The organism is Georgenia daeguensis (assembly GCF_039537705.1).
Classification (GTDB): Bacteria; Actinomycetota; Actinomycetes; order Actinomycetales; family Actinomycetaceae; genus Georgenia; species Georgenia daeguensis.
The window spans coordinates 1-25,875 of sequence record NZ_BAABBA010000027.1 but is presented as its reverse complement, the minus strand read 5'-3'; the positions used below and the strand labels follow the sequence as shown (position 1 = coordinate 25,875).

Here is a 25,875-nt window from a genome sequence, read left to right as displayed (position 1 = left end):
GTCCACGCGTCCCGCCGGTCCCGCTGCGCCGGGCCGACCGGGGGCGCCGGGCAGGTCCGGGCTGGACCGGCGTACCTGGCACGTGCGCGCCAACGCCGTCGTCGTCGCGTGGTTCCTGGCGGCGTTCGCGCTCGCGGTCCTCCACCGCTGGGTGCCCGAGCACGGCTGGCTGCTGGTGCACCTCGTGCTCCTGGGCGCGGTGACCTCGGCGATCCTCATCTGGTCCAGCCACTTCGCCGACACCCTCCTCGGCCGGCCCGCGCCCGGCGGGCAGCCGTTCATGGTGGCCCGCCTGGCCGCGCACAACCTCGGCGCCGTCCTCGTCGTCGCGGGGATCCTCACTGCCCACGACACGCTCACCGCCGCCGGCGGCAGCCTCGTCGCCCTGGTGGGGCTGGTGCACGGCGGGGTCATCCTGCGCCAGCGGCGCGGGGCGCTCATGGCGCGCTTCGGCAAGCTGTCGCTCTTCTACGTCGCCGCGGTGGTCTTCCTCGCCCTCGGCGCCGGCCTCGGCGTGCTCCTGGCCCGCGCCTCCGCCGACGCGGACGCCCAGGCCCGGCTCTACGTCGGGCACGTGGGCACGATGTTGCTCGGGTTCGTCGGCCTGACCGTCCTCGGCACTCTCGTGGTCCTGTGGCCGACGATGCTGCGGACCAAGATGGTCCCCGGCGCGCCGCTCGCCGCCGGCCGGGCCCTGTGGGTGCTCGTCGCGGGGGTGCTCGCGGTCGCCGCAGGCGCGCTCTCCGGTCTCGCGCCCCTCGTGGCCGCCGGGACCCTCACGTACCTCGTCGGCATGGTCCTGCTCGCCCGCCCCATGGTGACCATCGCCCGCGCCAAGCCGCCCCGGTCCTTCGCCACGCTGTCCGCCGCGTGCGCGGTGGCCTGGGCCGCCCTCGGCGTCGCCGCGCTGGGGATCGTGGTGCTGGCCGCGCCGACCTGGCCGGGCGCCGTCGAGCGGCTCGGCCTTCTCGCCGCCCCGTTCGCCGCCGGGTTCGCCGGGCAGGTGCTTCTCGGGGCGCTGAGCTATCTCGCGCCGGTCATGCTCGGCGGCGGGCCGTCCGTGGTGCGCGCCGTCAACGAGGAGATGGACCGCGGCGCGGTGGCCCGGGTGGTCACGGTCAACCTGTGCCTGGTCCTCTTCATCGTCCCGGTGCCGTCGCTGGTACGGGTGACGACGTCGATGCTCGGGCTCGCGGCGATGGCCGCCTTCCTCGTGCTGCTCGCCCGCGCCCTGCTGGCCCGGCGGCGTCTGGCGCGCCGCGGCGACCTGCTCGCCACGGGGATCCCGACCGGGCCGCCCCCCGTGCGCCGTCGTCTGGGCGGGACGTGGGGCGTGGGCGCGGTCGCGATCGCCGTGGTCCTCGGCGTCGCCGGCGACCCGGCCGCCGCGGGGCTGGGTGCCGGCTCGGCGGCGGGAGAGGTCGCCGCCACCGGCGGGACCACCACCGTGCAGGTCTCGGTCGAGGGCATGCGGTTCACGCCGTCGGTCATCGAGGTCCCGGCCGGCGACGAGCTGGTCATCGAGCTGACCAACACCGGCGACGACGTCCACGACCTCGTGCTCGAGACCGGTGCGACCACCGGGCGGCTCAGCGTGGGAGAGACCCGCACCCTCGAGGCCGGCGTCATCGGGCGCGACGTCGAGGGCTGGTGCTCCGTGGCCGGCCATCGGCAGATGGGTATGACGCTCGACATCGTGGCGGTCGGCGCGGTGGCCGGCGACGACTCGGGCGGTGGGTCGGGCGACGGCGGGTCGGGCGACGGCGGGTCGGGCGACGGCGGGTCGGGCAGCGGCCCGGACGGGGGCGCCGCCGCTCACGACGCTCACGGGTCCACCGGTGCCGACACGGGCGCGGGCGCCGCCGGCCTGCTCGACCTCATGGCGGACCCTGGCGAGGACTTCGAGGCGCACGACGCGGCGCTGCCGCCCGCCCCGGACGCCACCGTTCACGAGGTGACCCTCACCGTCTCGGAGGTGACCGCCGAGGTGGCGCCCGGCGTGCCCCAGGAGCGCTGGACCTTCGACGGCTCGGCGCCCGGACCCACGCTGCGTGGCAAGGTCGGTGACGTCTTCGAGATCACCCTCGTCAACGACGGCACCATCGGCCACTCCATCGACTTCCACGCCGGTGCACTGGCCCCGGATCGCCCCATGCGCACCATCGCGCCGGGGGAGTCGGTGACCTACCGGTTCACCGCGACGCACAGCGGCATCTGGATGTACCACTGCTCGACGATGCCCATGTCCATGCACATCGCCAACGGCATGTTCGGGGCGGTGATCATCGACCCGCCGAACCTCCCGCCCGTGGACCGCGAGTACGTGCTCGTCCAGTCCGAGGTGTACCTCGGCGCCGTGGACGGCCCGGCCGACGCCGACAAGATCGCAGCCGAGGACCCCGACCTCGTGGTGTTCAACGGCTACGCCAACCAGTACGACCACGACCGACTGCCGGCCCGCGTCGGGGAGAAGGTGCGCGTGTGGGTCCTCGACGCCGGTCCCTCCCGCGGGAGCTCCTTCCACGTGGTCGGCGGGCAGTTCGGCACCGTGTACAGCGAGGGCGCGTACCGGCTCGGCGGCCCGGACGGCGCGGGCGGCGACCCGGTCGGCGGGGCCCAGGTGCTCCCGCTGACCGCGGCGCAGGGCGGGTTCGTCGAGCTGACGTTCCCGGAGGCGGGGAACTACCCGTTCGTCTCCCACGCGATGGTCGACGCCGAGCGCGGCGCCCACGGGTTCTTCGCCGTCACGGACTGAGAGTCGGTCGGTTGCCGGCGCAACGCAGGCGCCGCCGTCCACCTCTGCGACGAGGTTGCCGATCTGGTCGTCAGGAGCGACCAGATCGGCAGCCTGCGGCAGCGTGCTGCCATGGCCGCAACTGACCGGGCACTGGCACCCCGCGCGGGGTGTCGCGGCCACTAGCGTCCCGGCAATGAGCAGACGATTCGTCCGATTCTCCCTGTCCCTCGCGATCGCCGTCGGGGGCCTGTCCGCCGCGGCGGCCGCCGCCCAGGGCGCCTCCGAGGACGCCCCCGACCCGCGCGCCGCCGCCGTCGCCCGCCACTGGACGCCGGACCGGGTCGCCGCTGCCGAGCCGCGCGACCTCGTCCTCGACGACCGGGGCCTGGCCTACCGGCGCGACTCCGCCGGGAAACTCGAGCCGCACGGCCACACCGTCGCCGCCACCGTGGGCGGCCGCACGGAGGTGCGCGCGACGGAGAGCGCGGGGGCCACCAGCGCCCCGGCGCCGCGGGCCAAGCCGGTCGCCGACAGCGCCGGTCCGTCCGTCTCCGCCATGGATCCCGCCGCCGGCACCACGATCGGCGCCGAGAAGACCTTCACCGCCGTCGTCACTGATCCCTCCGGGCTGCGCTCCGTGAAGTTCGTGATCGTCTACCCGAACGGCACCACCGGCACGTTCTCCGCCACCCGCGGCACCGGTGACACCTGGAGCGTCGGGCTCTCCGGCTTCACCGACGGCGCGTGGGCCTGGCGCGTGGTCGCCACGGACGGCTCGAAGGGGGGCAACGTCACGACCTCCCCGACCCTGCCCTTCACGGTGGACGCCTCGGCCGCGCCGCAGCCGGGCACCGGAGCCGTGGTCAACGAGGAGTGGACCCAGGGCGGCGACGTGCAGTCGGCCGCCGGGCGCATCTACTTCGAGATGCCCGCGAACCGATCGGGCACGAGCTGGGACGGCTACGTCTGCTCCGGCACCGTGGCCACCGACTCCGCCACGGGGGAGTCCGTCATCATCACCGCGGCGCACTGCGTCTACGACGACGTCAACAAGACATTCGCCCGCAACGTCCTCTTCATCCCGGACCAGGCCGGGGGCGGCTCCCCGACGGACGTGGACTGCACCAACGACCCGTACGGCTGCTGGGCTCCCGTCCACGGCGTGGTCGACGACGACTGGACCACCCGGACGTTCCCCGACAACATCCCGTGGGACTACGCCTACTACGTCGTCCCGGGCGCCGGCGCCCACACCGGCGCTGCGGCGTCCAGCGACTCCCTCGAGGCCGCCGTCGGCACCCTGCCGGTCGACTTCAGCCAGCCGGCCTTCGACCTCGCCGACGCCTCGGACGTCACCCACGCCCTGGGCTACTCCTACAGCGACGACCCGAACTTCATGTACTGCGCCGAGGACATGACCACCGAGGGCACCGACAACTGGTGGCTGCCGAGCTGCGGCCTCTCCGGCGGCGCGTCCGGCGGCCCGTGGGTCCAGCCGATGAGCGGCGGCACCGGGCCGATCATGTCAGTCAACTCGTGGGGCTACACCTCCAGCCCGGGCATGGCCGGTCCGAAGCTGGCCGGCACCTCGGCCGCCTGCCTCTTCGACATCGCTCAGTCCGGCGCCGACGGCGTGAACCGGGGGATCGTCGGCACCTGCTGACCCCGGGGGCGAGGCAGACCCGGCCCGCCGCGACGCACGGCGGGCCGGGTCTGTGGCGTCCGAGCTAGGACTCGACGCCGTGGCGGTCGAGGAACTGGTAGACCTCGGTGTCGTCGACGCCGGGGAACGTGCCGGGCGGGATCGCCGCCAGCAGGTGCGAGTGCGCCCGGGCGCTCGGCCACGCGTGGGATGACCACCGCGCCGCCAGGTCCGCCGGCGGGCGGCGGCAGCACGAGGGGTCGGGGCACGACGAGCGCGCCCGCACCGCCGTCTCGCGTCCCTGGAACCACTTCACGTGCGCGAAGGGGACGCCGACGTCGATGGCGAAGTCGCCGTCGGCGGTGCGCTCGACGTGGGTGGTGCACCAGTACGTCCCGCGCCCCATGTCCGTGTACTGGTAGTGGGTGGCGTACCGGTCGGGGTTGGTGAACACCCGGCGCGAGGCCCAGTTGCGGCACACGAGCTGGCCCTCGATGGCGCCGGTGACGTCGGTGGGGAAGGTGACGTCGTCGTTCTCGTAGGCCTTGTAGATGACGCCGTCCTCGCCCACGCGCATGAAGTGCACCGGCAGGTCGAGGTGCTCGGTGGCGAGGTTGGTGAAGCGGTGGGCCGCCGTCTCGTATGAGACGGCGAAGGTGTCGCGCAGGTCGTCGATGGCCAGAGACCTGGCCGCCTTGGCCTCGGTGAGGAAGTCGACGGCCGGCCTCTCCGGCATGAGCAGCGCGGCGGCGAAGTAGTTCGCCTCGACCCGCTGTCGCAGGAAGTCGGCGTAGCTGGTGGGGTCGGAGTGGCCGAGCGCGAAGTGGCCGAGCGTCTGCAGGACGATGGTGCGCGGGTCATGCCCGCCGCGGTCGGTCACCGGCAGGTAGATGCGGCGGTTGCGCAGGTCCGAGATCGACCGGGTGGAGCGCGGCAGGTCCGGCACCCGGTGCAGGGTGAAGCCGAGGTGGGCGGTGACCGCGCCGACTCCGCGCTCGGTCAGCGGCCCCGCGGTGTGGCCGACGGCCGCCGAGATGCGTGAGGCGGCCTGCTCGATCTCGGGGAAGTAGTTGTTCCGTGCGCGCATGTCCTCGCGCAGCGCGGCGTTGGCCCGGCGGGCCTCCTCCGGCGTCGCCGCCTGGATGGTCGCCCGGCGGGTGAGCTCCTCGTGCAGCCCGACCAGGGACTCCAGGACCTCGGTGGGCAGCTTCGCGCCCGGGCGAACCGTGGGCAGACCGAGCGCCGCGTACTGCGGGCGGGCCTGCGCCTGCTCGAGCGCGATCTCCAGCGCCGCCCGGTGCGACGGCGCCTCGGCCTTCATCAGGTCGGCCACCGTCACGCCGAGCTCGCGGGCGACGGCGCTGAGCAGGGCCAGGCGCGGTTCGCGGCGCCCGTTCTCGATGGAGGAGAGCAACGACGGCGCGCGGTCCACCCGGGCGGCCAGCTCGGCGAGCGTGAGTCCGGCCCGCTGCCGGGCGTGCCGGATGCGGCGGCCGAGGGTGGCCAGTTCGACCGCGGGCTCGGTCATCGTCATTTCTTCTCCAGGGGTGAAGATCGGAAGAACTTCACCCAGATTAGCAGTGGTTGTGAACTGGGTCACCCCATCAGAGTGGTGTCACGCCAGTTCTTCACCTCTGAGGAGACACCATGACCACGACGCTTGAGCCGACCACCAGCACCAGCCCCGAGGAGCGGATCCGGGCCGAGGCCGCCGAGCTGGAGCGCGAGTGGGCCACGAACCCCCGCTGGGCCGGCGTCAGCCGGACCTACAGCGCCGAGGACGTCGCCCGGCTGCGGGGCTCGATCCGCGAGGAGCAGACGATCGCCCGACGCGGCGCCGAGCGCCTCTGGCACCTGCTGACCTCCACCGACTACGTCCACGCGCTCGGTGCCATCACGGGCAACCAGGCCGTGCAGATGGTGCGGGCCGGGCTCAAGGCGATCTACCTCTCCGGCTGGCAGGTGGCCGGCGACGGCAACACCTCGGGCGAGACGTACCCCGACCAGTCGCTCTACCCGGTCAACTCGGTGCCGACGGTCGTGCGGCGCATCAACAACGCCCTGCGCCGCGCGGACCAGATCACCTACTCCGAGGGCAAGGACCCCGGCTTCGACTGGTTCGCGCCGATCGTCGCCGACGCCGAGGCAGGCTTCGGGGGCCAGCTCAACGCCTACGAGCTCGCCCGGGCGATGATCGCCGCCGGCGCCGCCGGCATCCACTACGAGGACCAGCTGGCTGCGGAGAAGAAGTGCGGGCACCTGGGCGGGAAGGTGCTCGTCCCCACCGGTCAGCACGTGCGCACCCTCAACGCCGCCCGTCTCGCGGCCGACGTCATGGACGTGCCGACGATCATCGTCGCCCGCACCGACTCCCTCGCAGCGAACCTCATCACCTCCGACGTCGACCCGGTGGACGCGCCGTTCCTCACCGGCGAGCGCACCCCGGAGGGCTTCTTCCGCACCACCCCGGGCCCGGAGCCCGTCATCGCCCGCGCCCTGGCCTACGCCCCGTACGCGGACCTGATCTGGGTCGAGACCGGCACCCCGGACATCGAGCTGGCGCGCCAGGTGGCCGAGGCGGTCCACGCGAAGTTCCCGGGCAAGATGCTCGCCTACAACTGCTCGCCGTCCTTCAACTGGAAGGCCAACCTCACCGACGAGCAGATCGCCACCTTCCAGCGGGACCTCGGCGAGCTGGGCTACAAGTTCCAGTTCATCACCCTGGCCGGATTCCACCAGCTCAACTACGGCATGTACGAGCTGGCCCGCGGCTACGCGCAGAACGGGATGACGTCCTACGTCGAGCTCCAGGAGAAGGAGTTCGCCGCCGAGGCGCACGGCTACACGGCCACGAAGCACCAGCGCGAGGTCGGCGCCGGGTACTTCGACCTGATCGCCACCGCCATCAACCCGGACTCGGAGACCCTCGCGCTGCGCGGGTCCACCGAGGAACAGCAGTTCCACTAGGCAAGAGCGCCCGGAAAGGACCACCATCATGACCACCACCGCCCCGCACCCCCGCCCGCTCGTCGTCGCCGCCCCCCGGCGTGCCGGCGCCACGCCCCTGCGGGTGGTCTCGCCCAGCGCAGCCAGCGCGCCCAGCGCCGCCACGCCGGCCGCGGCGGCGGTGGTGGCCGGGTCCGTGCCGGCGACGTCGCCGTCGGGCTCCTCGGTCCGGATCACCGGGCCGGACGTCGCCGGCGCCCGGGAGATCCTCACCCCCGAGGCCCTCGCGTTCCTCACCGAGCTGCACCACCGCTTCGCCGGCCGCCGCGCCGAGCTCCTCAGCGAGCGGCACGCGCGCCGCCGACGGCTGGCCAACGGCCACCTGCCCGACTTCCTGCCCGAGACCAAGCACATCCGCGACGACCGCTCCTGGCAGGTCGCCCCGCCCGCGCCCGGACTGCTCGACCGGCGGGTGGAGATCACCGGCCCCACCGACCGGAAGATGACGGTCAACGCCCTCAACTCCGGGGCGAAGGTGTGGCTGGCCGACCTCGAGGACGCCAACACCCCGCACCTCGCCAACGTGATCGAGGGCCAGGTCAACCTGCGCGACGCGATCCGCCGCACGATCGACCACACCACTCCCGAGGGGAAGCGCTACGAGCTCGGCGAGGACCTCGCCACCATCGTCGTCCGGCCCCGTGGCTGGCACCTGCTCGAGAAGCACCTGCACGTCGACGGCGAACCCATGGTCGGCGCGCTCGTCGACTTCGGCCTGTACTTCTTCCACAACGCCGCCGAGCTGATCGCGCGCGGCGCCGGGCCCTACTTCTACCTCCCCAAGCTCGAGAACCACCTCGAGGCCCGGCTGTGGCACGACGTGTTCGCCTATGCCGAGGAGGCCCTGGGCGTCGAGCACGGGACCGTCCGTGCCACCGTGCTGATCGAGACGATCATGGCGGCGTTCGAGATGGAGGAGATCCTCTACGAGCTGCGCGAGTACTCGGCGGGGCTGAACGCCGGCCGCTGGGACTACCTGTTCTCCGTCATCAAGAAGTTCCGCGACTCCGGCCCGGCCTACGTCCTGCCCGACCGGGCGGACGTGACCATGGCCGCGCCGTTCATGCGGGCCTACACCGAGCTGCTGGTGCGCACGTGCCACAAGCGCGGCGCGCACGCGATCGGCGGCATGTCCGCGTTCATCCCGTCCAAGGACCCCGAGCGCAACGCCGAGGTCGAGGCCAAGGTCCGCGCCGACAAGCAGCGCGAGGCCGACGCCGGCTTCGACGGCTCCTGGGTGGCCCACCCGGGCATGGTGGGCTACGTCCGCGAGGTCTTCGACGGCGTCCTCGGCGCCTGCCCGCACCAGATCTGGCGCACCCGCGAGGACGTCCACGTCACCGCCCGCCAGCTGCTCGACGTCGCCGCCACCCCGGGCGCCGTCACCGAGCGGGGCGTGCGGACCAACGTCGCGGTGGCCCTGCGCTACCTCGAGGCGTGGCTGGGCGGGCGCGGCGCCGTCGCCATCTTCGGGCTGATGGAGGACGCGGCGACGGCGGAGATCTCCCGCTCCCAGGTGTGGCAGTGGATCCACAACGCCACCCCGCTCGACGACGGGCGCACCGTCACCCACGCGCTCGTCCGGCAGGTCCTGGAGGAGGAGACGGCGGCCCTGCTCGGGGAGGCCGGCGACGACACCGCGCGGCGCGCCAGGATCGCCGAGGCGACCGACCTGTTCACCGAGGTCGCGCTGGGGGAGGAGTTCCCCACGTTCCTCACGGTCCCTGCCTACGCCAACCGCGTGGAGTAGACCGCCGCCGAGGTTCGCCCCTCGCCCCTCGCCCGCGCCTCCGCACCCGCCGTCGCCGCACCCGTCGCCGCACCCGCCGTCGCCGCACCCGCCGTCGCCGCACCCGCCGTCGCCGCACCCGCCGTCGACCCCCGGGCCGACAATGCCCTAACTGCTCGTTCAGCACGCCGAACGGGCAGTTAGGGCATTCTCGGCGTCGGGCTCTCGGGCAACCGTGCCACCCCGTACCCGTGAGCCGGTGGAGCACGGCGCCGGCCGGCGGGGAGTGACAGGCCACCGGGTCGGGACAGGAGCCCGGCGGAAGGCCCGGGCGGCCGGAGGGGTGGCGGGCGCCGTCGTCATCCCGCGGTACTCCGTCCCCGGACGGACGTCGTCGGCGTGAAATCTCCGTAGACTCGAGGACCATGGCCCCCGAGCGCACCGACACCGCGGGGCGGCTCAACGCCTGGCTGAACGACCCGGCGGACCCGTTGTGGGAGCGGCCCGGGCCGCGGGCCGACCAGGTGCGCCGCGACGTCGCGGGCACCGCGGTCTTCCTGCTCGTCGCCCTCGCCATGGTCCTGCTCAGCAAGAACATGGGCATGCGCGTGGCCGAGGAGGAGACCTGGCGCGCGTACGCCGCGGTGTCGCTGATGATCCTGCCGCTGGCGCTGCGCCGCCGGTTCCCGCTGGCCGTGGCGCTCGGCTCGAGCGGCCTGTTCGTCGCGCTGTCCTACTTCAGCACCGAGGCCAGCATGCAACTGAGCTTCCAGGCGGCCTACTTCGCGGCCCTCTACGCCGCGGTGGCGTGGGCGCGGGACCGGCGGCTGCTCTGGATCGTCGTCGCCCTGGTGCTGCTCGCCATGGTGCTCTGGCTCGTCATCAGCTTCACGATGACCTCGATGGTCGACGGCATGTTCGCCAACTACGAGGAGCCGCAGGGGCCGCTCGGGCGACTTACCGCTGCGGTGCTGTACGCCTCGGTCGTCAATCTCGCCTACTTCGGCGGTGCGCTCGCAGTCGGCCGCAGCTCCTGGCGGGCCGCGCTGCAGCGCCAGCGCCTGGCCGAGCAGGCGGCGCAGATCCGCGAGCAGTCCGGCGAGCTGGCCCGCCGCGCGGTGGTCGACGAGCGGCTGCGCATCGCACGCGAGCTGCACGACGTCGTCGCCCACCACGTGGCGGTCATCGGCATCCAGGCCGGCGCCGCCCGCCGCGTCCTGGGGAAGAACCCCGACGCCGCCACCGACGCGCTGCGCACCATCGAGGGCTCGAGCCGGGACGCGGTGGCCGAGATGCGCTCCCTGCTCGGGGTGCTCCGCTCGGAGACCGACCTGGCGCCCTCCGGCGCCGAGCGCGCCCCCGAGCCCGACCTCGCCGACCTCCGTGAGCTGGTCGACGGTCGCGCGGAGGCGGGCCTGACCGTGGAGCTGCGCCTCGTCGAGGAGCATCCCGGTGACCTGGCGGACGTGCCGCCGCCGCTCGGCCTGTCGATCTACCGCACCGTCCAGGAGTCCCTCGCCAACGTCGCCCGGCACTCCACCGCCACGAAGGCGCTCGTCACGCTGCGCACGGGGACCGACCGTGACGGCGCCGATGACGCGGGGCCCGCGCCCCGCTGGGTCGAGGTCGAGGTGACCGACGACGGCCGCCCCCGAGGCGCCACCGAGGGCTCGGGCTTCGGCCTCCGCGGCATCCGCGAACGGGTCGCCCTGCACGGCGGCGACGCCGAGATCGGCCCGCGCCGCACCGGGAACGGGTGGCGGGTGCGCGCCCGCTTCGGTCTCCGGGTGCGCGACGGCGCCCTCGTCCCGTGACCGCCGCCGCATCGCCCCGCACCACCACCAGGAGGAGAGACATGACCACCCCCGTGCGCGTTCTGATCGCCGACGACCAGGCGCTCGTGCGCTCCGGCTTCGCCATGGTGCTCTCCGTCGAGGACGACATCGAGGTGGTGGGGCAGGTGGCCAACGGAGCCGAGGCGCTCGCCGCGCTCGCGGCCACGGACGTGGACGTGGTTCTCATGGACGTCCAGATGCCCGTCATGGACGGCATCGCCGCCACCCAGCGCGTGGTCGGCGAGGACCTCGCCAAGGTCATCATCCTGACCACCTTCGACCGCGAGGACTACCTGTTCGACGCGCTCGCCGCCGGCGCGAGCGGCTTCCTCCTGAAGAACGCCGACCCCGACGACCTCGTTGACGCCATCCGCGCCGTCGCCGAGGGGCACGCGCTGCTGGCGCCCGAGGTCACGGTGAAGGTCATCGCGCGCCTGGTGAGCGAGGGGCGAGGGCCGGCCGCCGTGCCGGCCGGGCAGCCCGCCCGCCCCGCAGATCCCGCCACGGCCCGGGCCGTCGCGAGCCTGACGGCGCGCGAGCGGGAGGTGCTCGGCCTCATGGCGGAGGGCCTGTCCAACGCCGAGATCGCCGAGCGGCTCTTCCTCGGCGAGTCCACGGTGAAGACCCACGTCTCCCACATCCTCACCAAGACCGACTCGCGCGACCGCGTCCGGGCCGTCGTCCTCGCGCACCGGATCGGGCTGGTCGGCGCGAGCTGACGCCGGCGACGCCGACCCCTGGCGCGACCCCCTGGTGCGCCGCCGCTCCCTGGCGCGACGCCACTCCCTGGCGCGACGCCACCCCCTGGCGCGACGCAGCCCCCTGGTGCGACGCAGCCCCCTGGCACGATGCCGTCCCCTGCGCGACGCCACCCCCTGGCGCGACACGGCGCTCGGCTCTCCCGAGCACGACGAGGTCTGCCTTCTCATCCTCCCGGGGGAGCCCACGTCCTTGCGGGGGAGGGCCCGCACGTGCACGGCCCGGCGGCGTCAGGACGGTTCACCCCGGCGGCTGATGTGGCGCCCCGGCGCTTCTCCCTAGGCTCGAGCCGGACGAAAGGAATCCGTATGAGCCAGTCACCTGCCGCGCTCGAGGTCATCGACCTGACCCGGCGCTTCGGGGAGAAGACCGCCGTCGACCAGGTCTCCTTCGTCGTCGAGCCGGGCCGGATGACCGGCTTCGTCGGCGCCAACGGCGCCGGCAAGACGACGACGATGCGCATGATCATGGGCGTCCTCGCCATCCACGGCGGGGAGGTCCGCTGGGCCGGGCGCCCCATCACCAGCCACGACCGCGCCCGGTTCGGGTACATGCCCGAGGAGCGGGGCCTCTACCCGAAGCAGCAGGTGCTCGACCAGCTCGTGTATCTGGGCCAGCTGCGCGGCATGACGCGCCGGGACGCCGCGGCCGAGGCCACCCGCCTGCTCGAGCGCTTCGGGCTCGGCGGGCGCACCAGGGACAAGCTCGAGTCGCTCTCGCTGGGCAACCAGCAGCGCGTCCAGGTGGCCGCCTCGCTGCTCCACGGCCCGGCGGCCCTCGTCCTCGACGAGCCGTTCTCCGGCCTCGACCCCGTGGCGGTCGACTCGATGGTCGACCTCCTGCGGGAGCGCACCCGGCAGGGCGTGCCGGTCCTGTTCTCCAGCCACCAGCTCGATCTCGTCGACCGGCTGTGCGACTCCCTCGTCATCCTCTCCGGGGGCCGCGTGCGCGCCGCCGGCACCGGTGACGACCTGCGGGCGACCGGCCCGCGCCGCTTCCGCATCGCCACCGAGCCCGACGCCGGGTGGGTGCGCGGGGAGCCTGGGGTCGACGTCGTCGACGTGGAGGGGAGCACCGCGATCCTGCAGATCGACGACGACGCCGCCCGCGAGCGCGTGGTGCGCCGCGCCGCCGAGCGGGGCCTGGTCGAGTTCACGCCCCTCGTCCCCACGCTGTCCGACATCTACCGGGAGGCCGTGCGATGACCACCACCACCGCACCCAGGACCGAGCGCCCGACCACCGTCGACGACGGCCCGGCCGGGGTTCAGCGCCCCTGGCTCGTCGTCGCCGTGCGCGAGGTCATGGTCAAGCTCCACGACCGCAACTTCCTGATCTCGACGGCCATCACCCTGGCCATGATCGCCGCCGGCATCGGCCTGTCCGCTTTCCTCGGCGCGCGAACCTCCGAGCACACCGTCGCGGTGGCGGACGACGTGGGCGCGCAGATCGCCGCGGCGGCCCACGAGGTGGTCGCCGCCGGTGACTCGGGCGACAGCGTGGAGGTGACCGAGTTCCCGGACGACGCGGCGGCCCGCGCGGCCGTCGACGCCGAGGAGGCCGACGTCGCGCTCCTGGCCACGGGCGACGGGTGGACGGTCGTCGGACGCACGGAGGTCGACGAGGGCCTCCAGCGGGTGCTCACCGAGGCGGTGGCCGCCGCCGTCCTGGAGGCCAACGCCCAGGCCGCCGGCACGACGACGGCGGAGCTGACCGCCGGCTCCGCCGTCACCACCGAGCTGCTCGAGGGGGACGCGGAGCAGGCCGAGATGCAGCGCGTCGTCGGCTTCGTCTTCGCGTTCCTCTTCTACATGGCCGCGATCGTCTTCGGCATGGCCATCGCCACGTCGGTCCTGGAGGAGAAGCAGAACCGCGTGGTGGAGATCCTCGCCACGGCGATCCCGATCCGGCAGCTGCTCTACGGCAAGGTGGTCGGCAACTCCGCGCTCGCGCTGGCCCAGGTCGCGCTCTACGCCGTCGTGGGGCTCATCGGGCTCAACCTCACCGGCACGGCCGGGGACATCGGCTGGATCTTGGGCGCCTCGGGCTGGTTCATCGTCTTCTTCATCGTCGGGTTCACGGCCCTGGCGTCGGTGTTCGCCGTCCTCGGGTCGCTGGCCAGCCGCAGCGAGGACCTGCAGTCCAACACCGGCCCGGTGCTCGGCGTCATCATGGTGGCCGTCTTCGCCGGCATCTTCGCCAAGGGCACGCCCCTGGCGGTTGCCTCCTACATCCCCGTGGTGTCCTCGGTGGCCATGCCGGTGCGCATGCTCAGCCACGACCTGCCGCTGTGGGAGCCGGTGCTCGCCCTGGTGATCACCGCCGTCGCCGCGTACCTGCTCGTGCGGCTGGGGGAGCGGGTGTACCAGCGTGCCGTGCTGCAGGGCGGCACGGCGCTCACCTGGCGGCAGGCGCTCAAGCTGGAGGCGTAGGGGGAGCACTGCGTGCCCCGCCCCCAGCGTCGAGTGCGACGTTTTCCGCCTTATCCGTCTCGTATTACGCGGATTACGTCGCACTCGGCGTGCCGGGCGACGGCCAGGTGGGCGATGCCCGCACGTGGGGTGCTATCGGCGGCCAGGTGGGCGATGCCCGCGCGCGGCTGGGAGCGCTATTGCGCTTGACCCCTGTCGACGGCGAACTACCGTGACGGCAGGCGGGATGCCGCTGTCCGTCAGGAGCGGCGGCAGCCGAGGGAGCGGGTGTACATGGGCGAGCTGACGGCCCGGCGCGCGGGGGAGGCGAGGTCCGGGAGCGCGGTGCGGCGTGCCAGCGGGCTGTGGTTCGCGCTCGTGTCCGCGGCCGCCTTCGGCACCTCGGGGGCGCTGGCGAAGTCGCTGCTCGAGAGCGGGTGGACGCCCGGCGCCGCGGTGGTGGCGCGCATCGGTGGCGCAGCACTCGTCCTCGCGGTGCCCGCGCTGCTCGGGCTTCGCGGGCGCTGGCACCTGCTGCGCCGGCATGCAGGCGTGATGACGGCGTACGGGCTGGTGGCGATGGCGGCCTGCCAGCTCTTCTACTTCACCGCTGTGACCACCCTGTCGGTCGGGGTCGCGCTGCTGCTCGAGTACCTCGGGCCCGTCCTCGTGGTCGGCTGGATGTGGCTGCGTCACGGCCTGCGTCCGCGGCGCTTCACGCTCGCGGGGATCGTGCTCTCGCTCGCCGGCCTGGTCCTCGTCCTCGACGTCACCGGCGGACTGCGGGTGGACCCGGTCGGCGTGCTGTGGGGGCTGGGGGCCGCCGTCGGCCTCGCGGTGTACTTCATCCTCTCCGCCCACGAGACCTCCGGCCTCCCGCCCATCGTCATGGCCGCGGGAGGGATGGTGGTCGCGACGGCGGCCCTCGCGCTCGCGGGCATCGTGGGGCTCACGCCGATGAGCTGGTCGACGGCGGACGTCCAGCTCGCGGGTGCCACGGTGCCCTGGTTCGTCCCGCTGGGCCTGCTCGCCGTCGTCGCGGCGGCCCTCGCGTACGCCCTGGGCATCGCGGGCACGCGCCGGCTCGGGTCGACCGTCGCGGCGTTCGTAGGCCTGTCGGAGGTGCTCTTCGCGGTCCTGTTCGCGTGGCTGCTCATCGGCGAGCTGCCCATGCCGGTCCAGCTGCTGGGCGGGGTGCTCATCGTCGGTGGCGTCGTGGCCGTCCGGTACGACGAGCTGCGGCGTCCCAGATTCCCGGCGGTCGACATGTCCGCCGGGGAGCGGGCGTAGGCGTCGGCCCCCCGGAGATGCGCCGCGAGTGCAGGCAAGGAGTCAGATCGAGACTGGCAGGGAGCCGGGTGGAGGCTGGCAGGTAGCCGGAGCGCTCTACCAGCCCGGGACGAGCTGGATCCGCTCGCTGCGCAGGGTCCGCAGGAACAGCGGATCCTGCAGCAGCCGCAGCTCCCACATCCGCTTGCGGCCCTCGGCGCGGTCCAGCCGGCGGGCGGCAGCCGCGGGGGCGGGGTGCATGATCAGCTCGGAGACGCCGTCGGGCAGCGAACGCAGCTGGCGAAGGACGGTCCAGCGCAGATGGGCGTAGCCGGTGAGCAGCCGGCCGGGCAGCACCGCGCCGATGATGCTCTCGGGCAGGCGGACGCCGTACGCGCCGGCGGTCGCCACCGCCTCGTCGTAGCGACGGCGCACGGGCCCGCGGACGGCGATGTCCAGCAGGCGGGGCAGCGTGCGGGGGAGGCGGAAGCCGAGCGAGTTCTCGGCGCAGAACCGCAGGGCGGTGTCCATGAGCTGGCCGCCACGGTGGCTGTAGAGGCTGCCCGAGTGGGAGTCCAGGGCGGCCGGACGCAGGCCGGCGTCCGCCATCCATCCCAGCTGCGCGGTCATCTCGCGGCCGACCTCGTCGGGGCTGGCCGCGCTCTCGAATCTGGCCAGGTCGACGTGGAAGAGGCCCTCGGGGTCGGTCAGGGTCGGCACGTCCTCCGCGAGCGGCCGCCACGGCGCGAGCTCGCGGGCGCTGGTGAGGGTCACGTGCAGCCGAGGATCGGCCAGGCCGGCCCGGCGGACGCGCTCGACGGCGTCGGGCGCTCCGGGAGCGACCGCCATCAGGGTGGAGGAGGTGACGGCGCCACGCTCCATGAGGTCCACGATCGCCTCGTTGGTCGCGGGGCCGATGCCGAGGTCGTCGGCAGTCACCACGAGCTTCCGGGTCATAGGGGGATCCGTTCCGCAGGGATGCTCGACGGTAACGCCGCCGGCCCCCCGGCGTGAACAGGACGACGGAAACCGTGATGGGTCCCACGGCCGCCAAGCCGGCCCGTGAGGCGACCGACGGGAGCACCATGAGCACATGAGAACAGCGCTGTTCCTCGTCGACGCCCGCCGCCCCGTGGCGACCGGCACGGCACCCACGACGCCCGTCGTCCGCCGCAATCTCACCGCGCTGGTGGACCGTGCCCGGGCAGACGGCTGGGTGGTGGTGATCGTGCAGAAGGAGGAGGTGCCGGCCGTGCCCGCCGGTCCCCGCGCCGACGGGTGGGAGCGGGTGCTGGCACCACGCGACGGCGAGCTGCTCGTGCGCACCCCGGTGCCCGACCCGTTCACGGTCCGCCCCGACCTCGCCGCGTACCTGCGCGAGCGCGGCGTGACGCAGACGGTGGTGGCGGGCCTGCAGAGCGATGAGGGGCTGCGTGGCACCTGCGATTCCGCCCTGCGTGCCGGCTTCGACGTCATCCTCGCGGGCGGCGCCCACGCCACCTACGGCGCGGGGGAGGACGCCGAGCGCCTCGCGCGGGAGGTCGAGGCCGAGGTCGGTGAGCATGGCGTCAACGTCGTGCCGGTGGGCGACCTGGCCAACGTCTGAGCGGTCGGTAGGTTCTCGCCGCCGGGCTCAGCGGGAGTCCGGCACCCCGAAGGGCAGGCGGGCGATCCGCGCCGCCTCCTCCTCGTCCCGCTGCCGCGCCCGCAGGCCGACGGCGTACTCGCGGTCCCGCCGCGAGACCAGCACGGCGGCGAGGAACCGCTCCGGGTGCGTCCCCCACGGCGGCGGCGGCGCCACGTACGGCTCGACCTGCGCCGCCAGCGACGTGCCCATCCGGGTTCGTGCCTCGGGTGTCATGGAGCCGGTGCGGCCGAGGAAGCGGCGGGCGACGAGGCCCAGGCCGTCGGGCAGGGCGCGGATGTCGGCCGAGTCCGCCCACGCCTGGAGCTCCGGCGGCATCACGAGCGGGGGCTCGCGGCGCTCACCCCCGCGCACCCGCACGGCGTAGGTGCCGGCGAGCAGGTCGCCGAGCCGCTTGCCGCGCCGGTTCACGGCCGCGGAGGTGATCGCGACGGCCCCGGCCGTCAGCCACAGCTCCCCGACGCCGACCAGCGCCCGCACCAGCGCGTGCCGGAAGCGCACGGGTCCGCCGTCGTCGCGGACCACACGGATGCCTGTGACGAGCTTGCCGAGGGACCGCCCACGCGTGAGGGTCTCGACCGCGGTGGGGGCAAGCACCATGACGACGGCGAACGTGGCCACCTGCACCACGCCCAGCTGGGCGGCGTTGAGGGTCTCGAGCACCCGGGTGGCGCCCACAATCAGAAGGACGGCGCCGACGCCGTGGACAAGAGCGTCCAGGAGCGCACCGAGCACGCGGACGCCCACGGACGCCGGACGGATCTCCAGGGCCACGGCCTCACCGGTGACGATGAGGTCCTCCTGCAGCCGCGCGTGCGCGAGCGCGGCCTCGGGGCCGGACCGGCGGGTGCTCACCTGTGGCAGGGTACCGGTGTGGACGTCGACGCCTTCGCCGCGGTGCACGAGCCGGAGTGGCGTCGGCTCGAGGAGCTGAGCGGGCAGCGTCGCCTGACCGGTCCGGAGGCGGACGAGCTGGTACGCCTCTACCAGTCCACCGCGGGCCACCTCTCCGCGGTGCGCAGCTCGGCCCCCGACCCTCACCTGGTCGGCCGGCTCTCCACCCTGCTCGGCCAGGCCCGCGGGCGGGTGGCCGGCTCGCACGAGCTGCGCCTGGCGGACGTCTCCCGCTTCTTCGTCCTCACCCTCCCGGCCGCCTTCTACCGCGTGCGTTGGTGGACCGTCGCGGTCATGGTCGCGTGGGTGGCGCTCGCCGTCGTCGTCGGTGTCTACACGGCAGGCACCCCGGCGGCGCTGGCGCAGCTCGGGACGCCCTCCCAGCTCGAGGACTACGCGCAGGAGGCGTTCGAGGCCTACTACTCCAACTACCCGGCGCCGGACTTCGCCGCGTTGGTGTGGACGAACAACGCCTGGATCGCCGCGCAGTGCATCGGGCTCGGCATCACGGGCGTCTTCCCGGTCTACGTGCTCTTCGTCAACGCCGTCGGCGTCGGCCAGGCGGGCGCCATCATGGCCGCGTACGGCGACCTCGGGGTGTTCTTCGGCCTGATCCTGCCGCACGGCCTCATGGAGCTCACCGCGATCTTCATCGCCGGCGGTACCGGGCTGAAGCTGTTCTGGACCGCGGTCTCCCCGGGCGGGCGCACGAGGGCCCGTGCCCTGGCGCAGGAGGGGCGCTCCCTGGTGACGGTCGCCGTCGGCCTCGTGCTCGTCCTCGCCGTCTCCGGCCTGGTCGAGGGGTTCGTGACGCCCTCGGTGCTGCCCGGCTGGCTCAAGCTCGTCATCGGCGCGCTCGTGCTCGCCGGGTACTGGAGCTACACGCTCGTGCTGGGCCGTCGGGCCGTCGCGGCGGGGGAGACGGGCGACCTCGAGGAGGACCTCGCCGGGCACACCCTGGCCCAGGCCGGCTGAGGGAACCGGCCGAGGCACCGTCCGCCGTCGGCAAATCCGGTCGAGCCCGGCCGGGCTGCTGGCATACGCTTGATGGTCGGCCCCGCATCGGGGCCGCCACGCGCCCGACCGGCGCGCGGTGACGGACAGGAATGAGGGATCCACGGTGGCCGGCACGAAGGCACCCGGGGCGCAGAAGCCCACCGCGGCGCAGCGGGCCAAGGCCGAGGCGGACGCCCGGAAGGTGATCGCGCGCAACAAGAAGGCGCGTCACGACTACCACATCGACGACACGTTCGAGGCTGGCCTGTCGCTGACCGGCACGGAGGTCAAGGCGCTGCGCATGGGGCGCGCGTCGCTCGTGGACGGCTGGATCGAGATCGACCGCCACGGCGAGGCCTGGCTGCACAACGTCCACATCCCGGAGTACGCGCAGGGGTCGTGGACCAACCACGGTCCGCGGCGCAAGCGCAAGCTCCTCCTTCACAAGGAGGAGATCGAGAAGCTGGCCGTGAAGACCCGCGAGAAGGGGCACACGATCGTGCCGCTCGAGCTGTACTTCACCAAGGGCCGGGCCAAGGTGGAGATCGCCCTCGCCCGCGGCAAGCAGGAGTGGGACAAGCGCCAGACGCTGCGTGAGAAGCAGGACGAGCGAGAGGCGCAGCGGGCCATGAGCCTGCGGCGTAACCGGTAGCGGCACGCCTCGCGGCACCGAAGGGGGCGGGGTTACGGTGGCGGCGTCCGTCCGAGCCAGGAGGTCCGTCATGAGTCTGCCGATCAAGCTCCGTCACGTCCCCTCCCGGGCAGCGGCGGGGGCGTTCATCCTCAACTCCGGCCTCGGCAAGCGGGGCCTGCCCGACGATGCCGCCGCCGGCCTGCAGGGCATGGCGGCCAACGCGTTCCCCCAGCTCAAGCAGATGTCCCCCAAGGACTTCGGCAAGCTCGTCTCCACGGCGGAGATCGCCCTGGGGTCCGCGCTGCTGATCCCGCTGGTGCCCACGTGGCTCGCCGCCCTCGGGCTCGCCGGGTTCTCCGGGTCGCTGCTGTACATGTACACGCGCACGCCCGGGCTCACGGAGGAGGGGTCGAGCGTCAAGCCGACGCAGGAGGGCACCGGCATCGCCAAGGACGTGTTCATGCTCGGCATGGCGGGGTCGTTGCTGGTGGACGAGCTCACCTCGCGCAAGAGCTGACGACCGGACCCCGACGGCGCAGCGGTCGTCGTCGTGCGGCGGTGAGGCGCGGGCGACGCCGCCCGCGCCGGGCGATCAGCGCACGCCGTCGGGCTGTCGTGCGAGCCGACGCCAGACCCAGCTCCCCGGCACCTCCCGGTCGTGCAGGACGTACTCGCGGGTCGCCTCGTCGACGAACGTGCTCTCCAGCTCCCGGCGCGCGCGCGGCAGGCCGGCGAGCAGCAGCGAGTCACCGGGCTCGAGGAGGAGATCTTCGTCCGGCGTGCACAGGTCCCGGCCCTCCCGCACCACCATGAGGGCGACCGCGGCCACCGCCGCCTCACGGTCCGCCGGACTGCGCAGCAGGTCCGCGATCCTGGCCCGGCCGGCCTCCAGCCACGGGCGCAGGCCCGCGGCTGGGGGGCTCTCGAGGTCCACCTGCCAGGTCATCAGGCTGGAAGGTCCGCACCGGAGAACCAGCCTGCCCAGCAGCTCCTCGGCCCACGCGTCGCCGCGGCGGGGGATCTCCCTGAGGAAGCGCAGGAGCACCGGGCTCCCGAGGAGGGCCAGCACCTCGTGCGCCGTCACCTCGTGCGGCACCAGCACGAGGTCCGCGCCGGCGGCCGCGAAGAGCTCGCGGTCGGACCTGCGGTTCTGGCGCGCGACCACGAAGAGGTCGCGGTTGACCCGCTGAGCGGCCGAGAGGAGCGCCAGGTTGGTCACGTCGTCGTCGTCCGCGGCGATGAAACCCGCGGCCCGGGCGACGTCCGCCACGGCCACCATCTCGGCCTCGGAACCCTCGCAGCGCAGCACCGTCGGGTCGTCGCTGGTCGTCGTGCCGGCGTCGACGACCGTGACCTCGACCCCGCTCGAACGGAGGTCACGGGTGACCTCCTGCCCGAAGCGCCCGTAGCCCGCCACGACCCACCGGCCCGGGGCGAGTGGGGCGCGGCGCGGCGGCATGGCCTCACCGGGCAGGGAGCTGATCCACTGCTCGAGCTGGTACGAGGCCGGAGCCCGCACCGCGAGCCGGAGGTGGTCCCCGAAGGCGTCGAACGGGTTGATGACCGTGGCCCCGTGCGCGCGCATGCGCTCGGCGGCACGCGCGGAGAACGCGCGGGCGATGAGCGTCCCGCGCGGGCGGAGAAGACCGGCGGCCGTGACGACGGTGAGGTTCACGTCGTCGTCGTCCGTCAGCGCCAGCACGCCCTCGCACCCCGGGTGCCGCAGCCCGGCCGCCACGAGGATCTCGGGGTTCGAGGGCTCCGCCGCCAGGCCCGGCACGTCGAAGTGGTACGCGTCCCGGTCCAGGCTCGAGATCCTGCTCGCCGAGCGGTCCACGACCACGAAGCGGCGGCCGAGGGCGTCCAGGGAGTCCCCGACCAGCCTGCCCGTCTGCCCGTACCCGACCACGAGCAGGAACGGCTCGCGCAGGTGGGCGACCTTGCGGGTGAAGCGCTGGGTGGCGACCGCCTGCCGGAAGTCGTGGTCCTGCAGCAGGGCGAGCAGCTTGCCGATGGCGTAGGCCCACCCGACGACGCTGAGGAAGATCGCGACCGTCACCCACGCCCGCTGGATCTCGGTGAAGGGGTGCGGGATCTCGCCGAACCCGATCGTCGTGGCGGTGTAGCTCATGAAGTAGAAGGCGTCGAGCAGCCCGAGCTGCGCCGGGCGCCCCGAGGGGTCCTCGCCCGGGATGACCATCAGGCCCAGCACGCTGACCGCGAAGATGACGATGAGCACGATGAGGGGGGCGCGCATGCGACGCAGCACGACGAAGATCGTCGCGGTCGCCTGGTCGGTCGCACCGGGCGGCGGCGGGGGCGGGGCGTCCGGTGACCGTGCCCCGTCGCCGAAGAGGTGGTACCAGAAGGTCAGGAGCGGGTTGCCCACGGGTGTTCCTTCAGCGCCGGTGGTAGGAGACCGTCTCCACGAGCAGGATCGTGATGGAGATGAGGTTGGCCAGCAGCGCGCCCCCGGACAGGGAGACGACCGAGGACGTCGCGCCGGCGCCCAGCGGCCCGTCGGTGGTGGCGGAGGCGATCGCCCAGACGGCGGCCGCGGCGAGGAGCTGGAGGTCGGCGACGAGGCTGGTCGCCAGGTGGAACGCGCCGATCTGGGTGCGGTCACCGAACTTGAGCACGGTGGCGATGAGATTGACGACCACGGCTGCGAACAGCTCGTAGACGTTGTGCACGTGCGGGTTGTCGATGGGGCCGATGAAGAACCCGAAGTTGAGGGTCGCGGCGAGGACGACGAAGAACCCGAAGATCACCTTCTCGAGGTTCATCGCGGCTCCAGCGTCGTTGCCAGGTAGCCGCATCGTAACGGTGGAACCGGAGGCGCGCGTCGGGGACGACGGCGGTGTCGGTCCCGGCCGGCTACCGGCGGGTCCAGCGGCGCAGCCTCTTTCTCGACGCCGACCGCCACGCCTCGTCGTAGGCCGCCTCCGCCGCGGCCGAGCGGGCCTCCTCCAGGCCCGCCAGGCGGCCGAGCTCGAAGGTGTCCTCGCCCTCCTCGCGCGCCCGCGTGGCCAGGCCGGCCACCGTCTGGCCGGCGATGACGCCGTCCCGGTGCTCGCCGAGCACGTCCTGGACCTCCTCCATGGCGGCGGCGAACTTCTTGGCGTCCTTGCCGAAGGCTGGCCGCAGCGCCTCGCCGGCGTAGCGGGCGCGCTTCGCGGCCTTGCGGACCTCGTGCAGCAGGGTCTCCCGTTCCTCGGCCGAGTCCGCGGCGTGCGCCCCGTCGTGGAGGCGGCGCAGCTCCCGGTAGGCCTTGCGGGCGGTCCGGGGCAGCACCTCCTGCGCCGGGCGGCCGGCGGCGTCGGTCAGCGGCGGGCTCGCGACCAGCGCGTCGAGCTCGTCCAGGAGCCGGAAGTAGCGGGGGCTGTCGAGGTCGCTGAGCACCTCGCGGTGCGCGCGGTCGTAGCGGGAGCCCAGCTCGGCATCCACCCGGGCGGCCGCGGCGTCCCGGTCGGGGTGCCCCTCCGCGCCGAGCAGCTCGCGCAGCCGGGCGTGCAGGACCTCGGTGTCCCGGGCGTCGCCGAGCGCGTGCGCGAGCCACCTCAGCTCGCCCCGCACGACGTCGGTGCGCGCGCGGTCCAGCACCGGGCGGAAGGTCTTCAGCGCCGAGCGCAGCCGCCTCGAGGCCACCCGCATCTGGTGCACGGCGTCGTCGGCGTCGCGCCGCATCCCGGGGTCGGCGTCCTTCAGCGCCGCCACCTGCTCGGTCAGGTACGCCAGGACGACGTCGCCCGCCGGGTCGCGAGGACTCGGCGCGCGTGGCGGGTCGGCCGGGGACTGCAGGCGGTCGCCGAGGGCCCGCACCAGCTTGGAGGGGGCGGGCGGGTCCGTGGCGCCGGCGGCGACCAGCGCCGCTGCCAGCTCCTCGAGGACGTCGGGGCCGCCGTCGACGAGCTCGACCTCCACCTCGCGCCACGTGCTGAGCATGACGTCGTCGCCGAGCGCCTCGGCGGTGACGTCGTCCTCGACCACCTCCGCCAGGACGCGGCGCCCGTCGCGGAGACGGTGCACCGCCCGGGTGGTGCGGAGCCGGGCCACCGGGACCAGCGGCTCGTCGCGCACGTGCACGGCGACGAGCCGACGGAGCGACTCCGGCGGCATGGTGCCCTCCGGGCCGGGCGGCTCGTGGACCTCGAGGCGCCCGTCGGGCCCGGGCAGCTTCAGGTGCCACCCGTCGTCTGTGCCGCCGGTGCGGCGGCGCAGCGTGATGCCGTGGGCCGCCAGCCGCAGGTCCGCGGTGTCGACGTAGGTGCTCTCGAGGTGCAGGGTGCCGTCGGCGTGCAGGCGGTGGGGGAAGGGCACGTCGGCGAGCCGGAAGCTCTCGGGCACGGCGAACTTCTGCTCCACCTCGAGCTGGCTGCGCACGCCGACCACCCCCTGGGACCACCACCCTATCGAGGGAGGAAGAGTCGCGGGGTGCCGGTGGACGGCGAGCCGCGGGAGCGCCCCCCCCGTGAACGGGGAACAGCGGACGGCCCCGGGACGTTGCTCCGGCATGGAACTGGGCATCTACACCTTCGGCGATCTCGACACCCGTCCCGGCGCAGAGGGTGTGACGCCCGGGGAGCGCATCCGCCAGATCCTCGAGCGGGCCGCGCTCGCCGAGGAGGTGGGCCTCGACTACGTCGGCATCGGCGAGCACCACCGGCCCGACTACGCCGTCTCGGCGCCGTCGGTCGTGATCTCCGCGGCGCTCGCGCGCACGGAGCGCATCCACGTGGGTTCGGCGGTGACCGTCCTGTCCACGGAGGACCCGGTGCGCGTGTACCAGGAGTTCGCCACCATGGACCAGTTCTCGGGCGGGCGCGTGGAGATGCTCGCCGGCCGCGGCTCGTTCATCGAGTCCTTCCCCCTCTTCGGGGCGAACCTCGAGGACTACGACGAGCTCTACGAGGAGAAGCTGGAGCTGCTGCTCGCGATCGACGCCGGCAACCCCGTGACGTGGTCGGGGAACTTCCGCGCCGGGCTCACCGACGCGACGATCCTGCCCCGGCCGACCGACAAGCCGGGCGTCGGCAAGCACCTGCGCATCGCCGTCGCGACAGGGGGTTCACCCGCGTCCTCCGTCCGGGCCGGCCGGCTGGGGCTGCCGGTCAACTACGCCGTGATCGGCGGAGAGCCCCGCCGGTTCGCGCCGCTGGCGGAGCTCTACCGCACCGCGCACGCGGAGGCCGGCCACCCGGAGGAGCGCCGGTCGGTCTCCGTCTCCGTGCACGGGTTCCTCGCCGACACCGACGAGGAGGCGATGGAGTTCTTCTACCCCTACCAGCTCGACGCCGGGACCAAGATCGCCCGGGAGCGCGGGTTCGCGCTGCCCAACCGGATCTCGTACGAGGCCCAGGCCGGCCGGCACGGCGCCTTCGTCATCGGTTCGCCGGAGACGGTGGCGCAGAAGATCGTCGCGCTGCACGGCTACCTCGGCCACGACCGGCAGAACTTCCAGATGGACGTCTCCGGGGTGCCGCAGCGGGAGTCCCTGCACGCCATCGAGCTGCTGGGGCGGGTCAAGGAGCTCGTCAACGCCGAGCTGGGGGAGTGATCCACGTCGCACTTACGCCGTCGGGAATGAACGTGCCAGGGTGGTCGTTGACCACGTAGCATGGAGTCCGACGGAAGTTCTCGTCGGTTGACAACTGCACATGGGGATGATCGGTTTCGACGATGGTCGTCGTTCCAGGAGAAGCGGGTCGAGAATGCAGAGTTATCTCGTTAACGCCCTCTGCAAACCAATAGGTGCCGATTCCAAGCGCACCGAGTTCGCCCTCGCCGCCTGAGCGAGTAGCGACTCCGTCAGCCCGGGCCAGCTCTCGTCCCGGTTCCTGGCGTCAGCTAGAGAGCCACTGCTCGTAGTCCTCGTCATCGGGGCTGCGGGAACACTCAGATGACTGGGCCTGTCAGCGACTTGTCTGCGTGATCGCTGGGGCCGAGAAAATCAGCAGCAGACTGCACCCGGAGAAGCCCTGGTTCCACGCCGTCGGACGCGGGTTCGATTCCCGCCATCTCCACCATCGGTGGTCAGGCGCAGCTGTGTCAGCAGCTGCGCAGGGCCGCGGATCACCCCGGAAGGCCGCCTCCGCCAGAGGCGGCCTTCGTGCTGCCGGACGCGCTCGGGCCACCTCCTTGCCGTGGCGGGACCTCTGTCCCGGTTCGTCCCGTTCTGCCCGGCCTACGTTAGTCCCGTAAGGAAGAAGGGCCGGTCCGATACCGGCCCGGAACACCGCGCGGGAAGCCAACAGGTGGCTGCCCGCAGATACGGGGAAACCACCATGAGCAGCAGCATCGCCAAGATCGCCGGCATCGT

The 25,875-nt window shown here is 73.4% G+C and carries 20 protein-coding genes and 1 other RNA gene; 15 read left to right on the top strand and 6 right to left on the bottom strand.

Annotation, left to right across the window (positions count from 1 at the left end; all coding sequences use genetic code 11):
- The first annotated feature begins 61 nt into the window (after nt 1-61).
- Complete coding sequence (locus ABD774_RS18825) at nt 62-2,755, top strand: multicopper oxidase domain-containing protein (protein ID WP_486327344.1); 2,694 nt, start codon at nt 62-64, stop codon at nt 2,753-2,755.
- 175 nt (nt 2,756-2,930) lie between these two features.
- A complete protein-coding gene (locus ABD774_RS18820) occupies nt 2,931-4,400 on the top strand; it encodes a hypothetical protein (protein ID WP_345044684.1) in 1,470 nt (489 codons plus the stop codon).
- A gap of 64 nt (nt 4,401-4,464) precedes the next feature.
- Here ABD774_RS18820 and ABD774_RS18815 read toward each other — a convergent pair whose 3' ends face one another.
- Nucleotides 4,465-5,907 carry a helix-turn-helix domain-containing protein gene (locus tag ABD774_RS18815; protein ID WP_345044681.1) on the bottom strand — a complete coding sequence of 481 codons (1,443 nt, stop codon included), beginning with the start codon at nt 5,905-5,907 and terminating at the stop codon, nt 4,465-4,467.
- Between the two features lie 119 nt (nt 5,908-6,026).
- On the opposite strand from ABD774_RS18815, the gene aceA reads away from it, so the two are divergent.
- The 7 genes from aceA to ABD774_RS18780 all read left to right on the top strand — a co-directional run bounded on the left by aceA (nt 6,027) and on the right by ABD774_RS18780 (nt 15,408).
- On the top strand, nt 6,027-7,346 hold the full coding sequence (gene aceA, locus ABD774_RS18810) for an isocitrate lyase (protein WP_345044678.1): 1,320 nt from the start codon (nt 6,027-6,029) through the stop codon (nt 7,344-7,346).
- A gap of 28 nt (nt 7,347-7,374) precedes the next feature.
- A complete protein-coding gene (gene aceB, locus ABD774_RS18805; protein WP_345044676.1) occupies nt 7,375-9,135 on the top strand; it encodes a malate synthase A in 1,761 nt (586 codons plus the stop codon).
- Nucleotides 9,136-9,539: 404 nt separating this feature from the next.
- Nucleotides 9,540-10,928 carry a sensor histidine kinase gene (locus ABD774_RS18800; protein ID WP_345044673.1) on the top strand — a complete coding sequence of 463 codons (1,389 nt, stop codon included), beginning with the start codon at nt 9,540-9,542 and terminating at the stop codon, nt 10,926-10,928.
- Nucleotides 10,929-10,969: 41 nt separating this feature from the next.
- On the top strand, nt 10,970-11,668 hold the full coding sequence (locus ABD774_RS18795; protein WP_345044671.1) for a response regulator: 699 nt from the start codon (nt 10,970-10,972) through the stop codon (nt 11,666-11,668).
- A 348-nt stretch (nt 11,669-12,016) separates the two neighbouring features.
- Nucleotides 12,017-12,913, top strand: coding sequence for an ABC transporter ATP-binding protein (locus ABD774_RS18790; protein WP_345044668.1), 897 nt, complete (start codon nt 12,017-12,019; stop codon nt 12,911-12,913).
- Nucleotides 12,910-14,139, top strand: coding sequence for an ABC transporter permease (locus tag ABD774_RS18785; protein ID WP_345044666.1), 1,230 nt, complete (start codon nt 12,910-12,912; stop codon nt 14,137-14,139). Before ABD774_RS18790 ends, ABD774_RS18785 begins: the two co-directional genes overlap by 4 nt.
- A 273-nt stretch (nt 14,140-14,412) precedes the next feature.
- Nucleotides 14,413-15,408, top strand: coding sequence for an EamA family transporter (locus tag ABD774_RS18780; RefSeq protein ID WP_345044663.1), 996 nt, complete (start codon nt 14,413-14,415; stop codon nt 15,406-15,408).
- Between the two features lie 96 nt (nt 15,409-15,504).
- On the opposite strand, the gene ABD774_RS18775 is transcribed toward ABD774_RS18780, so the two are convergent.
- Nucleotides 15,505-16,344, bottom strand: coding sequence for a ChbG/HpnK family deacetylase (locus ABD774_RS18775; RefSeq protein WP_345044660.1), 840 nt, complete (start codon nt 16,342-16,344; stop codon nt 15,505-15,507).
- Nucleotides 16,345-16,480: 136 nt separating this feature from the next.
- Here ABD774_RS18775 and ABD774_RS18770 point away from each other — a divergent pair, with 136 nt between their 5' ends.
- The gene (locus ABD774_RS18770) at nt 16,481-16,993 is read left to right on the top strand and encodes an isochorismatase family protein (protein WP_345044657.1); all 513 of its coding nucleotides are present in this window, start codon (nt 16,481-16,483) and stop codon (nt 16,991-16,993) included.
- Nucleotides 16,994-17,020: 27 nt separating this feature from the next.
- On the opposite strand, the gene ABD774_RS18765 is transcribed toward ABD774_RS18770, so the two are convergent.
- A complete protein-coding gene (locus tag ABD774_RS18765; protein ID WP_345044655.1) occupies nt 17,021-17,887 on the bottom strand; it encodes an RDD family protein in 867 nt (288 codons plus the stop codon).
- Between the two features lie 18 nt (nt 17,888-17,905).
- Here ABD774_RS18765 and ABD774_RS18760 point away from each other — a divergent pair, with 18 nt between their 5' ends.
- From ABD774_RS18760 to ABD774_RS18750, 3 genes are all read left to right on the top strand, one after another.
- Nucleotides 17,906-18,901, top strand: a complete 996-nt coding sequence (locus tag ABD774_RS18760) for a stage II sporulation protein M (protein ID WP_345044652.1) — start codon at nt 17,906-17,908, stop codon at nt 18,899-18,901.
- 145 nt (nt 18,902-19,046) lie between these two features.
- Entirely contained in the window at nt 19,047-19,574 is a 528-nt protein-coding gene (smpB, locus tag ABD774_RS18755; RefSeq protein ID WP_345044650.1) for an SsrA-binding protein SmpB, read from the top strand.
- 70 nt (nt 19,575-19,644) lie between these two features.
- On the top strand, nt 19,645-20,073 hold the full coding sequence (locus tag ABD774_RS18750; RefSeq protein WP_345044647.1) for a hypothetical protein: 429 nt from the start codon (nt 19,645-19,647) through the stop codon (nt 20,071-20,073).
- A gap of 75 nt (nt 20,074-20,148) precedes the next feature.
- Here ABD774_RS18750 and ABD774_RS18745 read toward each other — a convergent pair whose 3' ends face one another.
- The 3 genes from ABD774_RS18745 to ABD774_RS18735 all read right to left on the bottom strand — a co-directional run bounded on the left by ABD774_RS18745 (nt 20,149) and on the right by ABD774_RS18735 (nt 23,939).
- Nucleotides 20,149-21,945, bottom strand: a complete 1,797-nt coding sequence (locus ABD774_RS18745; protein ID WP_345044645.1) for an NAD-binding protein — start codon at nt 21,943-21,945, stop codon at nt 20,149-20,151.
- Between the two features lie 10 nt (nt 21,946-21,955).
- Entirely contained in the window at nt 21,956-22,342 is a 387-nt protein-coding gene (locus ABD774_RS18740; RefSeq protein ID WP_345044642.1) for a DUF6394 family protein, read from the bottom strand.
- A 91-nt stretch (nt 22,343-22,433) separates the two neighbouring features.
- Nucleotides 22,434-23,939: a CYTH and CHAD domain-containing protein gene (locus ABD774_RS18735; protein WP_345044639.1), complete on the bottom strand. Its 1,506-nt coding sequence runs from the start codon at nt 23,937-23,939 to the stop codon at nt 22,434-22,436.
- 130 nt (nt 23,940-24,069) lie between these two features.
- Here ABD774_RS18735 and ABD774_RS18730 point away from each other — a divergent pair, with 130 nt between their 5' ends.
- Both ABD774_RS18730 and ssrA read left to right on the top strand, forming a co-directional pair.
- Complete coding sequence (locus tag ABD774_RS18730; RefSeq protein WP_345044636.1) at nt 24,070-25,113, top strand: LLM class flavin-dependent oxidoreductase; 1,044 nt, start codon at nt 24,070-24,072, stop codon at nt 25,111-25,113.
- A 102-nt stretch (nt 25,114-25,215) separates the two neighbouring features.
- Nucleotides 25,216-25,582: a transfer-messenger RNA gene (gene ssrA / locus ABD774_RS18725) on the top strand.
- The last annotated feature ends 293 nt before the right edge of the window (nt 25,583-25,875 follow it).

Coding starts and splice junctions, on each gene's coding strand:
- ABD774_RS18750 (WP_345044647.1), top strand. CDS start 19,645: ATGAGTCTGCCGATCAAGCTCCGTCACGTCCCCTCCCGGGCAGCGGCG.
- ABD774_RS18815 (WP_345044681.1), bottom strand. CDS start 5,907: ATGACCGAGCCCGCGGTCGAACTGGCCACCCTCGGCCGCCGCATCCGG.
- ABD774_RS18800 (WP_345044673.1), top strand. CDS start 9,540: ATGGCCCCCGAGCGCACCGACACCGCGGGGCGGCTCAACGCCTGGCTG.
- ABD774_RS18785 (WP_345044666.1), top strand. CDS start 12,910: ATGACCACCACCACCGCACCCAGGACCGAGCGCCCGACCACCGTCGAC.
- ABD774_RS18780 (WP_345044663.1), top strand. CDS start 14,413: ATGGGCGAGCTGACGGCCCGGCGCGCGGGGGAGGCGAGGTCCGGGAGC.
- ABD774_RS18740 (WP_345044642.1), bottom strand. CDS start 22,342: ATGAACCTCGAGAAGGTGATCTTCGGGTTCTTCGTCGTCCTCGCCGCG.
- ABD774_RS18770 (WP_345044657.1), top strand. CDS start 16,481: ATGAGAACAGCGCTGTTCCTCGTCGACGCCCGCCGCCCCGTGGCGACC.
- aceA (WP_345044678.1), top strand. CDS start 6,027: ATGACCACGACGCTTGAGCCGACCACCAGCACCAGCCCCGAGGAGCGG.
- ABD774_RS18730 (WP_345044636.1), top strand. CDS start 24,070: ATGGAACTGGGCATCTACACCTTCGGCGATCTCGACACCCGTCCCGGC.
- ABD774_RS18795 (WP_345044671.1), top strand. CDS start 10,970: ATGACCACCCCCGTGCGCGTTCTGATCGCCGACGACCAGGCGCTCGTG.
- ABD774_RS18790 (WP_345044668.1), top strand. CDS start 12,017: ATGAGCCAGTCACCTGCCGCGCTCGAGGTCATCGACCTGACCCGGCGC.
- ABD774_RS18775 (WP_345044660.1), bottom strand. CDS start 16,344: ATGACCCGGAAGCTCGTGGTGACTGCCGACGACCTCGGCATCGGCCCC.
- aceB (WP_345044676.1), top strand. CDS start 7,375: ATGACCACCACCGCCCCGCACCCCCGCCCGCTCGTCGTCGCCGCCCCC.
- ABD774_RS18820 (WP_345044684.1), top strand. CDS start 2,931: ATGAGCAGACGATTCGTCCGATTCTCCCTGTCCCTCGCGATCGCCGTC.